The 12,875-nt window shown below is 67.7% G+C and carries 5 protein-coding genes; 4 read left to right on the top strand and 1 reads right to left on the bottom strand.

The annotated features are described in order from the left end of the window. Window position 1: 1 nt before the first annotated feature. Both VGJ96_03630 and VGJ96_03625 read left to right on the top strand, forming a co-directional pair. The gene (locus VGJ96_03630; GenBank protein HEY3286194.1) at window positions 2-889 is read left to right on the top strand and encodes a DMT family transporter; all 888 of its coding nucleotides are present in this window, start codon (window positions 2-4) and stop codon (window positions 887-889) included. Then, window positions 886-1,791: a DMT family transporter gene (locus tag VGJ96_03625; protein HEY3286193.1), complete on the top strand. Its 906-nt coding sequence runs from the start codon at window positions 886-888 to the stop codon at window positions 1,789-1,791. Before VGJ96_03630 ends, VGJ96_03625 begins: the two co-directional genes overlap by 4 nt. On the opposite strand, the gene VGJ96_03620 is transcribed toward VGJ96_03625, so the two are convergent. Further along, complete coding sequence (locus VGJ96_03620) at window positions 1,769-2,488, bottom strand: SURF1 family protein (protein HEY3286192.1); 720 nt, start codon at window positions 2,486-2,488, stop codon at window positions 1,769-1,771. The two genes, VGJ96_03625 and VGJ96_03620, sit on opposite strands and share 23 nt — an antisense overlap. Window positions 2,489-2,740: 252 nt before the next feature. Here VGJ96_03620 and VGJ96_03615 point away from each other — a divergent pair, with 252 nt between their 5' ends. Together VGJ96_03615 and VGJ96_03610 are read left to right on the top strand one after the other, a co-directional pair. After that, window positions 2,741-5,524, top strand: a complete 2,784-nt coding sequence (locus VGJ96_03615; protein ID HEY3286191.1) for a hypothetical protein — start codon at window positions 2,741-2,743, stop codon at window positions 5,522-5,524. 169 nt (window positions 5,525-5,693) lie between these two features. Further along, window positions 5,694-12,872, top strand: a complete 7,179-nt coding sequence (locus VGJ96_03610; protein HEY3286190.1) for an Ig-like domain-containing protein — start codon at window positions 5,694-5,696, stop codon at window positions 12,870-12,872. Window positions 12,873-12,875: the final 3 nt, after the last annotated feature.

The raw sequence follows: 12,875 nt of genomic DNA, 5'->3' as shown, positions 1-12,875 counted from the left end.
CGTGAGCACCGCCGCCCCTCCCGCGACGCTCTGGCGCGCGACGTCGCTGGTGGCGCTCGCGGCGTGCGGCTTCGGCTCGATCTCGGTGCTGATGGTGATCGCGCACCGGAACGGCCTCACGCTCGCCGGCGCGATGGCGTGGCGGTACCTGATCGCCACGCCCTTCCTGCTCGTCATCGCCGGCAGCGGCCTCCGGGAAATTTCACCCCGCCGCGCGGTGACGCTGCTCGTCGCCGGCGGGCTCGGCCAGGTCGCGATCAGCGGCATCTCGCTCTATTCGCTGCGCTGGCTCGACGTCGCGACGCTCGGGTTCCTGTTCTACACCTTTCCGGCCTGGGTCGTGCTCTTCTCGATCTGGCGCGGACTGGAGCGCGTCGACTGGCGCCGGTCAACGGCGCTCGTGCTCGCTCTGGGCGGGTTGGCGGTCATCCTCGGGGCGCCGCGCGCGTCGGCGCTCCCGCTCGCGGGCGTCGCCTGCGCGCTGGGGGCGGCCGTCATCTATGCCGCCTATATCCCGTTCCTCCACTGGATGCGCGGTCCGCTCAGCGCAGCCGCCGCGTCGTCGCTCGTCATCGCCGGCGCCGGCCTCGCCTACCTGATGGGCGCGCTCTGGCGTGGGGAGTTCCACACGGCGCTCTCACCCGCGGCCTGGGCGGTCATTGGCGCGCTGGCGCTGGCCTCCACCGTCATGACCTTTGTCGCGTTTCTCAACGGACTCGCCGTGCTCGGCCCGGTCCGCACCGCGATCATCTCGACCATCGAGCCGTTCTACACGGCCCTGCTCGGCACGATCGTCCTCGATCAACCGGTGGGCGCCGGCACGGCCGTTGGTGGGGTACTGATTGCATCCGCCGTGCTGCTCCTCCAACGCCAGCCCACATCGCCATGAACGCACCGGCCCCACTCCCTCTCGACCGTTCCGCGCGCGCCGGCGTTGGCCTGACGCTGCTGGCCGCCAGCGGGTTCGCGGCGGTGTCGATCCTCACCAGCATTGCGATGCGCGAGCGTGTGTCGCTGACGACGGTGCTGACGTGGCGCTACGTGCTCTCGGCGTTGGTGCTGGTCATCTGGGTCGGCATTCGGGGTGAGCCGCGGCGCCTTCCGCCGCGCGACGCCATGCTCTGGATGGGACTTGGCGGCGGTGGCCAGGCGCTGATGATCTACCTCGCGCTGTCGTCACTGGCGTACATCAGCGCCGGCACGCTCGCGTTCCTGTTCTACACCTATCCCGTTTGGGTGACGCTCGTGCAGGCCGTGCGCGGCGCGGAGCGACTCGACGCGCGGCGGGCGGCGGCGCTGGGCCTGTCGTTCGCCGGCACGGCCGTGATGGTCGGATCGCCGAATATGAGTGGACCAGCGCGGCACGGGGTGGCACTCGCGCTGGGCGCGGCCGTGCTGTACAGCCTGCTGATTCCCACGATGCAGTACATGCAGAAGGACTGGCCCGTGCTGGTGACGTCCGCCTGGTCGAAGATCGGGGCCGCCATCTGCTTCCTCGTCGCCTCGTCGGCGAACCAGACGTTTCAGTACTCGCTGTCCGGCACCGCCTGGGGGGCCATCATTGCCCTGACGGTCTGGAGCACGGTGCTGCCGTCGCTGTTCTTCCTGATGGCCCTGATGCGGCTGGGGCCCGTGCGCACCGCGATCGTCTCCACCGTGGAGCCGTTTCTCACGGCCCTGCTCGGCGTGGTCGTCCTGAGCCAGCCGCTGACCCTGCGCACACTCGCCGGCGGCATGGCGATTGTCGCCGCCGTCATTGTGCTGCAGTTCAAGCGGACGCGCGTCGCCTGACCAGTTCCTCGCGCACCAACAGTGCGCCCCCGATCACGGCGATGAGGGCAAACGAGAACCACTGGATCGCGTAGCTGCGGTGCGAGCCGACATCGAGCACCGGCTCGCCCAGTCGCACGGGTCGATCCGGCGCGCGTGCGCTGTCTGAGGTCTGGGCGACGTAGTACGGGAGAGTGGGAGCGCCGACCACGCGCGCCACCGCGGCGGAATCCAGTGCACGGACAATTCTGGGCCGGTCCGGTGCGCTACCCGCCTGTCGCTCGCCCCAGGTATCGGCGTAGCCAACGATCGTCACGAGTCCAGTGTCGCGTTCGAACCAGAGGGTGTCCGTAATTGTCATCGCGTCGGGGGCATAGACCCAGCCACGATTGACGACGACCACGCGGCCATCCTCGAGGCGCAGCGGCGTCAGCAGGTGCACGCCCGGCGAGCCGAGGTGGCTGCGGGCGGCAAGTCTCGCCTCACCAGCGTACTCGAAGCGGCCACGCGCCGTCACACGGCGGTAATGGCCCTGCCCGGTGTCCGCCGGCAAAGACGCAACGGCCACGGGCGCCGACGCCAGCCGCGCCTCCAATTGGACGTTGAAGGCCCGGCGCTGGGACAGGCGATCCAATTGCCAGACCCCCAGCCGGGCGCAGAGGCCCGCGAAGATGGCCGTCGCAAGAATAGGAAGAAGGAGTGGACGGCGGGTGGACATAGGGCCTGTGGAGGGGTGTCTGCAACCTAATTTGCGGCGCGACCGGTGCGGATGCCGCCGGCCCTGTGATGCACATCACACGCTGTAAGGCGGGAAGCCCTACCTTATAGTGGGATGTCGCAACATGGTGGTCTGGCGAACACAGCCCGGATGCACCAGAATCGAGTGGGTGCGCGTGGCGCCCCTCGAGCGACCGATGATTTGTGGGTCCCCCCATCCCATGGGTTTGACTATTCCAACCGGTCCCGTCTTATGATCAGTTCACGCCCGCTCCGGCGCGCGGCTGGCGCGCTGCTTGGCGTCGCGGTGGTCTCGATGCTCGTCAGTTGTGGCCGAGAGGCATCGGCCCCGGTGGCGAACGGCGTCACCCTCTTGCGCCACGGCCAGTTCAGCGTCGAGCCCGTCTTCCCGCGCCTCGTGACCGGGAAGTCTGTGGAAGGCGTCGTCGCCTTCGAGAAGGTGCGCATTGTCCTGCACCGCGCCGATGGCACGGTGGCGCTCGACACCACCGTGCTCTTCCCCGTGGGCGCCGACTCCGTGGTACTCGCCGCCAGCGTGCCGCTGTCGCCGAGCGCAGGCGCCGGCGGCGAGACTTTCAAGCTCGACCTCGGCTATATGAATACGGCGGGCGAGGTCGTCTTCAAGGGCGGCCCCGTCGACCTCACCGTGGCCCCGAAGGGGAGCAGCAACCAGCCGGCTCCGGTGCAGATTCCGGTGAAGTATTCTGGTCCGGGGGCCTCGGCCACGCGGGTATTCATCTCGCCGCGCTCGCTGGCGGTCACGGAGAACCGGCCGTTCGAGTTCACCGCGGTGGCCACTGATGCCGCCGGCACGGTCATCCCGAACACACCGATTGTCTGGGCGACGCTTGATCCCACGCGGGTCTCGTTGAACTCGTCGTCCTCGGGCGCTGGCGCGTCCCTCGGGGTCCGTGGCTCGGTACGCATCTTGGCGCAACTCCTGACGGGACCCGCCGACACGGCGATAGTGAACGTCACGCTGTCTCCCCGCACGATCGCGGCGTACGCTGGGGATGCGCAGCGAGGAGCGGTGAGCACCGCGCTCGCCCAGCCGATTGCCGTGAAGGTGACGGCAAGCGACGGCCTCGGGGTAGGCGGAGTGGTCGTCGCATTCGCCGTGACGACGGGTGGTGGATCCGTGGCGAACGCCACGGCGAGTACGGACGTGAACGGTATTGCATCAACGACATGGACGCTTGGTCCCGCTACCGGCGAGCAGAGCGTCACTGCAACGGCGACCGGGTTGTCGGGCTCGCCGATCACCTTCAGAGCGACCGCACGGTCCGTTGCGCCGGTCAAGCTCGTGATCGCCAGCGGACCAGCAGCCACGAACGCGGCCGGCACGCCGTTGCCGGTGACGGTGAATGCCGTGGATGCTCAAGGTGACATTGCAAGGACCTTCACGGGAACGGTGACGCTCGCGCTCAGCGACGGACCGCCGTCCGCGCAGCTGCTCGGCGCGTCGTCGAGGGCTGCCGTGGGTGGGGTGGCATCCTTCACCGACTTGAAGGTCAACCTCGTTGGCACGGGCTATGCATTGCGCGCGAGCGCGGATGGGTTGCAGAGCGCCACGTCAGCCAGCTTCGCCATCGTGCCGGGGCCGGCCCAGCGACTGGAGTTCGGGTCGTATCCGGTGTTCGGCATGCAGGCCGGTGCAATGGATGTCCTGAGCGTCATCGCGCGGGACGCCGCCGGAAATGTGGCGACCGGGTTCACCGGCCAGGTTACCGTCTCGATGTTCAAGAGCCCGACCGGCACGACGCTCGACGGGACGAAGACAGCGAGCGCAATAGCAGGCACCGCCACCTTCGATAAGCTGAGCCTGACGACCGTCGGAGAGTACCAACTCCTCGGCACATCACCGGACATCGTCGCGGCCAAGGGACCTGCCTTCCAGGTGACACCGGGCCCCGCCGCGCGCCTCGTCATCCGCGGGGGCGGAGGCCAGACTGGAGCTCCGGGCGCCGCGCTCCCGCAGCCGATGCTCGCGGGACTTGAGGATCGCTTCGGCAACCAAGCGTTCACGTCGGGCGTCAGCATCAGCTTCACGGCGTCGGACGGTGGCAGCGCGTCACCCAGCCGGGGTGTGACGAACAGCGCCGGGCAATTGTCCACGTCGTGGACCCTGGGCGCCGTCTCAGGCTGGCAGACGCTCACGGCGTCCAGTGCGAATCTCGGCTCAGCGTCCGCGACGGCGGTTGCCACGGGCGGAGCCGTCGCTTCGGGCGGCAGTATTGTCGTGATCGACGACGTGAACGCGTTCGACGATAGCAACGGTCTGGCGAAGTCCGGCAGCACGTTCGTGTACGGCAACGCGCAGTTCCTGAGGAACTTCCTGAGCTTCTCGACCTCTGGCACGCGCGCGGGCGCCAACCGAGTGCTACTGCTCGCCGACCGCGGGAACTACGACTACACCTTGGCGGGATCCAACTGGTACAACTTCGGCGCGCTGCTCACCGGTCTTGGCCTCACATGGCAGCAGACGTCGCTGCACAGTGTGCTTACGACGGTGGCCCCCGACGTGAAGTTCATCATCATCCACACGCCGGCAACGTACTTCTCGGTCACCGAGATCAACGGCCTCAAGGCGTTCGCGGCGCAGGGTGGGCGGATTCTGATGGTCGGCGAGAATCCGGCCTACTACTACTATCAGGCGGTCGAGACGGCACTGCTCCAGGGGCTCGGCTCATCGATTACCATAGTCGGCGAGTGTGCGGCCTGGGGTGAGGTCGTGCGCAGCGTGACGCATCCGTTGACTGCCGGGTACCCGGCCACCGGCACCGGTGGCTTCTACCAGATTTGTTCGTCGTCCCAGACCGGACACGGCGCCAACGACACCCCGTTGATGTACGATTCCGCAAATCGCATCGTGGGCACGCTGATCAAGGTCAACACCACGCCGCTCCCCCTCGCCCTGCAGGCTCCGTTGCGCGCGCAACGAGCAATGCAGGCGGCGCCGAGTGCGCCAAGGGCAGGGTCGCCGGACATGACGATGGGTCCGCCGCGCAAACCCTAGGCAGCCGTCGCTAGAAGCGACGACGACGGGCGGCCTGTGACCCACGTCACAGGCCGCCCGCGCTTTGTGCCCTCGCGGGGCTGACCGTATGTCCATACGTTAGAGTCCCGTGTTGTGCCATTTCCGGACACCGATGTGGATGCCCGTGTTTCTTACAGTGGGTGCGACCATGCGTAGCGCTTCGCCGATTCGCCGCCTCACCGTCGCCGCTGGACTGCTCATCGCCGTGCTGGTTGCGTGCGGTCGCGAGGTCACCGGCCCGGTTTCCACCCCCGCCTCCGTCTTCAAGCGGATCGCGGCCTTCGCGATCGAGCCGAAGTACGAAACGGCGGTGCCAGCCAGTGCCCTGCGCTCCGCCCTGGAGCAGGTCGCCTTTGAACGTGTGCGCATCACGCTGCGGCGCGAGGATGGGTCGATCGCGCTCGACACGGTCGTGAGCTTCCCCGCCGGCGCCGATTCGCTCCTGCTGTCGCTCAACGTCCCGCTTCCCGCCAACGCGCCGACGAGCGGCGTGCCGCTCAACCTGAATCTCGGGTACGTCAACGCGGCAGGCGACACCGTCTTCAAGGGCGGCCCCATCCCGGTCACGGTCACCCCGGGTACGGGTGGAACACCACCGGCCCCGGTGCAGGTGCCGGTGCAGTACACCGGCCCGGGATCGACGGCGGCGTCCGTCGTGATGTCGCCGCGGACGGTTTCGGGGATCCGCGGTCAGTCCATCACGTTTAACGCCCAGGCGCGTTCGGCGAGCGGCCAGATATTGCCTGGAACGCCCATTGTGTTCACGTCCTCGGACGCCGGCGTGGTCACCGTCAACGCCACCACGGGCACGGCAGAATTGGTGGGGCGCGGCACCGCGAAAGTGTATGCGCTGCTGCTGACTGGCCCGCGCGACAGCGCCAGCGTGACCGTGACGCTGCCCGCTGCGCGCCTCAGTTTGACAAACGGCGACGGCCAGACCGCCGCGACGGGCACCATGCTGCCACAGGCCATCGTCGCGCGCGTCCTCGCGTCGGATGGGATCGGCGTCGGTGGTGTCACGGTGACCTTCGCCGCCAGCGGCGGCGGCAGTGCCTCACCGGCCACGGCGGTGTCGGACGCGTCGGGCAATGTGAGCACACAGTGGACCCTGGGACCCACCGCCGGAACGCAGACGCTAAGCGTCACGAGCGCGGGACTCTCGGGATCGCCGCTGACGGTCAGCGCCACGGCGCGCTCGGTCGCGCCGGTGAGGCTCGCCGTGCAGACCGGACCGGTGTCGGGCAAGGCGGGCCTTGCCATGCCGGCCATCAGGGTGGTCGCGCAGGATGCCGCCGGGAACCTCGTCCCGACCTTCACGGGTGACGTGACTGTCGCCTTGGGTGCGAACACGGGTGGTGCGACGCTGAGCGGCACGACCACGGTGCCCGCCGTCGCGGGCGTCGCGACGTTTACCGGACTGACGCTCAACCGCGCCGGCACCGGCTTCACCTTCGTCTTCTCGAGCCCGTCGCTGACGTCCGTCACGAGCGCCACCTTCGACATGACCGCGGGCGACGCAGCGAGGCTCGTCTTTGGTGCCATGCCCGCCACCGTCGATGCGGGGATGGCGATCGCTCCGCCAATCACCGTGACGGCGCAGGACGCATCGGGCAATCCGGTGACGTCGTTCACGGGCGCCATCACGTTGGCGTTGGGCGTGAACCCCAGCGGCGCGACGCTGAACGGCACGCTTGCACGCAATGCCGTGGCCGGCGTGGCCACGTTCGACAGCCTGACGATCACGCGCAGCGGCGCGGGATATACGCTGACGGCGTCGGCGACCGGGATGACCGGCGGCACGAGTGCGCCGTTCAACGTCGCGCCGGGCGCAGCGACCGCGATCGCCGTCATTGCCGGCGGCGGACAGATCGCCGCGGCAGGCGCCGCGCTCTCGGCCATCACGCTCCAGGTGCGCGATGCGCTGGGCAACGGCATCGCGAACGTGCCGCTCACGCTGGCCGTTACCAGCGGCGGTGGTTCGATCACGCCGACGAGTGCCACGACCGATGCATCGGGCGTCGTCAACGTCTCGTGGACACTCGGCCTCATCAACGGCACGCAGACCTTCACCGCCTCGGCCACCGGATTGCCCTCGCTGACGGTCTCGGCGACGGCGACGGGGGGAAGCAGCAACCAGATCGCCATCAGTACGCCGCCGACGCCGACGCAGGTGGCGGGGGTCACGTTCTCGCCGGCCGTCGTCGTGCAGGCGAAGGACGCGTTGGGCGTGGTGCAAACCGGATTCACGGGTGCGGTAACCGCCTCCGTCGCGACCGGCCCGGCCGGCGCGGTCGTGGGCGGCACGACCACCGTGAACGCGGTGGCGGGCGTCGCCTCGTTCAGCGCCCTTCGCCTGACCAAGGCCGGCACCTACACGCTGCAGTTCGCCGCCACCGGATATGCCGCGGCAGTGACCACCAGCATCACGGTCAACCCGGCGCCCGCCAGGATGATCGTGGCCGACAGCGGCAATGCACAGACCGGCGGAGCCGGGGCGGCGCTGCCGCAGAAGCTCGTGGTGCTCGTCACCGACTCGCTCGGCAATCCGGTGAGCGCCGCGACGGTCGGTTGGGTGATTGCGACGGGCGGCGGCTCGCTCTCGGGCCAGACGACCGCCACCGATCCGAACGGCCGCGCCCGCGCGACGTGGACCCTTGGCATCACGCCGGGGGCGCAGAGCGTGACGGTCACCAGCACCGGACTCACGGGTTCGCCCGTGACGTTCGCGGCCACGGCGCAGGGGACCATTGCGACCACCGTCGTCTCGCCGCGCCTCGACACGATCGTGTCGTTCAACGCGACGCGCACGCTCACGGCGCAGGCCAAGGACGGCGCCGGTTCGAACATGACCGGCACGTTCACGTGGGTCAGCCGCACGCCGACGGTCGCCTCGGTCAGCACCGCGGGTCTCGTCACCGCCCTCGCGAACGGCTCGACGTACATCGTCGCGACCGAGGCCGGCGGCACGAAGGACTCGGCGCTGATCGTCGTGCAGCAGCGGGTGGCGACGATCAGCATCACGCCCGGAAATCGCAACATCTACAAGACGCGCAACTATGCCTTCACGGCGAGCGCCGTGGACGGCATGGGCAATGCGATGCCGAGCGTCAAATCGTTTGCGTGGAGCACGGTCACCCCCACCGTCGCGTCGGTGGACACCGGCGGCACGGTGACGGCGAACGCCCTCGGCTCGACGCAGGTGCGAGCGGCCTCCGGGGCGGTGGTGGGAACGGCGATCGTCAATGTGCTCACCCCGATCACGCGGATCATCGTCGGCCGCGATTCCTCAGGCGTGCCGGTCAGTGATACGACCGCGCTCGCGTCGCTGGGCATCGGCCGTTACTTCCGCGCCGAGGCGCGTGACACGCTCGACGCGCCGATGACGGGGGTGACGTTCACCTGGTTCAGCACCAATGGCTCCGTCGCCCTGTTGGACAGCATCAGCGCCACGCGGGCGCGCGCGCTGTCGAACGCCAACGGCGTGACCACCATCCAGGCCTCGGCGGATGGCAAGACCGGGTCTGCGGCGCTCAAGGTCCAGCAAGTGCTTGCGACGATCGAGCTCGGACCGACTCCGGACACGATCGGCATCACCGGCACCGTGCAGTTGACGGCGCGCGGCAAGGATGCGAACAACCGATACATCTCCGGCGGGACGTTCACGTACGCCAGCGGCACGCCGGCGGTCGCGACCGTCAACGCCTCCACCGGTGTGGTGACCGGCGTGACGCTGGGTTCGAGCAACATCACGGCGACGAGCGGCACCGTCACATCCAACAATGCGGTGGTCGTGGTGAGCACGACGGTACCGGCGATCATCTCGTTCGGGCGCGACACGCTCACGGTGGGACGCGGCTCGAGTACATCGATCCCGATCCTGCTGAGCCGGCCAAACGCCTCGCCGGTGACGGTCAACCTCGCCGCCCGCGACACCAACGCCTTCTTCTCGGTGGCGAGCATCACGATCGCGGCGGGAAGCACGTCGGCCAATGCGACGCTCAACGGCCGCAATGCCGGCACCACGCTCATTTACGCCACCGATGCCGCCAGCGTCTACAAGGGCGACACCGCCGCCGTCGCCGTGCAAGCCAACATCCGAATGGCGCAGTCAAGTTGGTCGTTGAATGCGACCGACCAGGTCGCGTCGCAAGTGCTGTTGAGCGATCCATCACCCGCCGGCGGAACGTACGTGACGTTCACGTACGGCACGGCCGGGCGCGCGCAGGTCTCGCCGGACCCGGCCTTCATTCCGGCCGGGCAGCTCGCGAGCAATGTCGTCATCACCGCGCTGGGCAGCACAACGGGCAACACTACCATCACGCCGGTGGCCACGGGAGTGAACGGCACGGCCTCCACGCTGTACGTGTCGGCCCCGGTGCTGAGCATCAGCGCCGGTGCGACGGCCCGTCTTGGCGCCGGGCAGTTTGAGAGCGGCTGGTATGTCTGGACGCCGCAAAGCTCATCGTTGGCCGTTCCGTTGACGTTCACCAGCACCGACACGACGGTCGTGACCGTTGGCGGCAACGGAGGCTCGGACATTCCCGCGGGCTCGTACTACCGCTACTTCACCGTCTCGGCCAGGGGCGTGGGCACCGCGAAAGTCATCATCAGCGCAATAGGCTGGACGCCGGACACGCTCACGATGATCGTCACGACGCCGCGCACCACGATCTGCTGCACGACGACGATCAATACCACCTCCCCGATCCAGTCGACAACCGTCTATGCGCGGGACTCCGTCGGCACCGCGCACTACCGGACGAGCGCGCTGGCCCTGACGATCAGCTCGAGCAACCCAAGCGTCATCCAGATCCTGGACCAGACGCCAGTGATTGCCGCCGGCTCCTATTACAGCAGCGGCATTCGGTACCAGCCCGGCGGCGCGGGCGGCACGGCGTGGATCAAGGTCGTGGCGGGCGGGCACACCCCCGACTCCGTGCTGGTTACCGTGGTCGGGCCAAAGCTCGAGTTCAACTGGAGCGGCACGCGCAACATCGGCAACGGCCAGACGGACGTGAATGCCGGCTACGTCTACGCCCCGAACAACGTGGTCGCGGCGCTGACCGTCAGCATCGCCAGGTCGGACACGACGAAGCTGGGTGCACCCGCGACCGTCACGATTCCAGCCGGGTCGTACTACGCCTACTTCAACCTCGCCGGCCTGGATACGTCCACGTCGGTGTCACTCATCGCGTCGGCGCCGGGGTATCAGGGCGACACGTCCTACGTGCGCGTGACCACACCGCGGGTCACCACATCGGGCGGCGGCACCTACCGGGTGTTCGGTGCGAGCAACAACGTCTACGTCTATTCGCGCGATTCGCTCAACGCCGCGCACAGTCGCACGACGCCGCTCGTCGTCTCGATCACGGTGCGCGATACGAGCGTCATTCAGGTGGATTCGTCGTCGCTGACGATCCCGGCCGGCACCTACTACAACTACAACGCGAGGATGACACCGCGCGGCCTCGGAACGACGTGGGTGGTCGTGTCAGCCCCAGGGCATCTGCCCGACTCCGCGCAGTACACGGTCGTCACGCCAAAGCTCAACTTCAGCTTCACCACCGCCGTGCTCGGCCGCCGGCAGTATTACGGGCCGAGTTCCTTCTACGTCTACACGCCGGACAACCGCACCACGCCGCTGGCCGTGACGATCTCCCAGACGAACGCAGCAGCGGACTCGCTCTCATCGGCTTCGGTGACGGTCCCGGCCGCGAGCTACTACGCGTACTTCGGCTTTGCCGGAATGGCGACGGGAATTGACACGCTGATCGCGTCAGCACCGGGCTACCTCCCGGATACGGCCTTCGTGCGGGTCAGTTCGCCGCGTATCACCGCGTCCGGCCTGCCCGCGACGGCCCTCACCACCAGTCCGCAGGGATCCATCACGATCTACGCCGCGGATTCGACGAACAGCAGTCACTACGTGCTTGACACGATCGTCGTTCGCGTGACTTCAAGCGATACGACGGTCATCAAGCCAACGCAAACGTACGTCCGGATCGCGCGTGGCGTGTATTACACCTACGCCTACTACAGTTTCTTTGGCCCGGGGACCGCGAGCCTGACCATTGCCGACTCGGCGGGCGTGCTGCCGAGCGTCACCACGAACGTCGTAACCGTGACCGGTCCGTCACTGGCGTTCAGTGCCGGATCCACGATGCTCGGGATGCGCCAGACGTCCGGCACCACCGGCTTCTACGTCTACACGCAGAACAACGTGACGTCGCCCGTCACGGTGAACCTCGTCAGCACCGATACGCGCGTGGCGACGGTGCCGGCGTCGGTGACGATTCCGACGGGTTCGTACTACGCCTACTTCGGCGTGGTCGCCCAGGACACGCTCGGGACGATCCAGATCCAGGCCACCGCCACCGGATTTGGACCGGCGTCACCAATGCAGGTGCAGGTGACGCAGCCGAAGTTCTACATCACCACGAACACGGCGCCCCGGACGACCTCCGGCGCACAGGGCATCACCGTCTACGCGCAGGATGCCAACGGCAGCAATCACTACACCACGGAGAACGTGACGGTCACGCTGTCCTCGTCGAGCGGGGCAGTAGCCTCCATCGACTCCGCGACCGTCACCATTCCGGCGGGCTCGTACTACAACAACAGCGCCAAGTGGACACCGGCCGCCGTCGGCACGTCGCAGTTGTCGGCCACCGATGCGCGGGCGGCGCTGTACAAGTACAACACCGGGACCAGCAACGTATCCGTCTCCACCCCGATCGCGTACTTGAACTGGACCACGACGAAACTCGGACTTGGGCAATACACGGACAACCTGTACGGCGCGACGCCCGACTACATGGTGGCGGCGACCACCGTGAACCTCGGGCATGTCGGCACGGTGAAGGCGACGGTGCCGTCGGCGATATCCATCCCGGCCGGCAGCTATTACGCCTACTTCCGCACCATCGGCAGCGTGATCGGGACCGACACGATCACGATGTCCATCCCGTCACCGTACCACATCCCCGATAGCGCGACCGTGGTGGTCGATTCCGGACGCGTCGACAACCTCGTCAGTTGGCCGGCCGTATCCATGAAGGTGGGCGACTCCGTGCTGGTGACGTTGTACACCAGGGATCCCGACGGAAATACACGCAACGTGCTGGCCGCTACCACGTTCTCCATCAGCGCGGCGTCCGGCATCGAGATTCGCAAGAATAACGCAGTCGTGACTGCTGTCACGGTCCCCGCCAACCTCAACTACGTGGACTTCTATCTCAAAGCCACGGCGACAGGGACGCCGAGCGCCACGTTCACGAACGCGAACTACCGAACATACACGGCACCTAACGTGACGGTGATACCATGAGCA

This window comes from Gemmatimonadaceae bacterium, from assembly GCA_036504815.1.
Classification (GTDB): domain Bacteria; phylum Gemmatimonadota; class Gemmatimonadetes; order Gemmatimonadales; family Gemmatimonadaceae; genus PNKL01.
Note: the sequence above shows the minus strand (reverse complement) of the source record. Positions and strands in the feature narration are given on the sequence as shown.

Bases quoted from the DNA above. Each gene is read 5' to 3' on its own strand.
- VGJ96_03620 (HEY3286192.1), bottom strand. From the start codon at position 2,488: ATGTCCACCCGCCGTCCACTCCTTCTTCCTATTCTTGCGACGGCCATC.
- VGJ96_03615 (HEY3286191.1), top strand. From the start codon at position 2,741: ATGATCAGTTCACGCCCGCTCCGGCGCGCGGCTGGCGCGCTGCTTGGC.
- VGJ96_03625 (HEY3286193.1), top strand. From the start codon at position 886: ATGAACGCACCGGCCCCACTCCCTCTCGACCGTTCCGCGCGCGCCGGC.
- VGJ96_03610 (HEY3286190.1), top strand. From the start codon at position 5,694: ATGCGTAGCGCTTCGCCGATTCGCCGCCTCACCGTCGCCGCTGGACTG.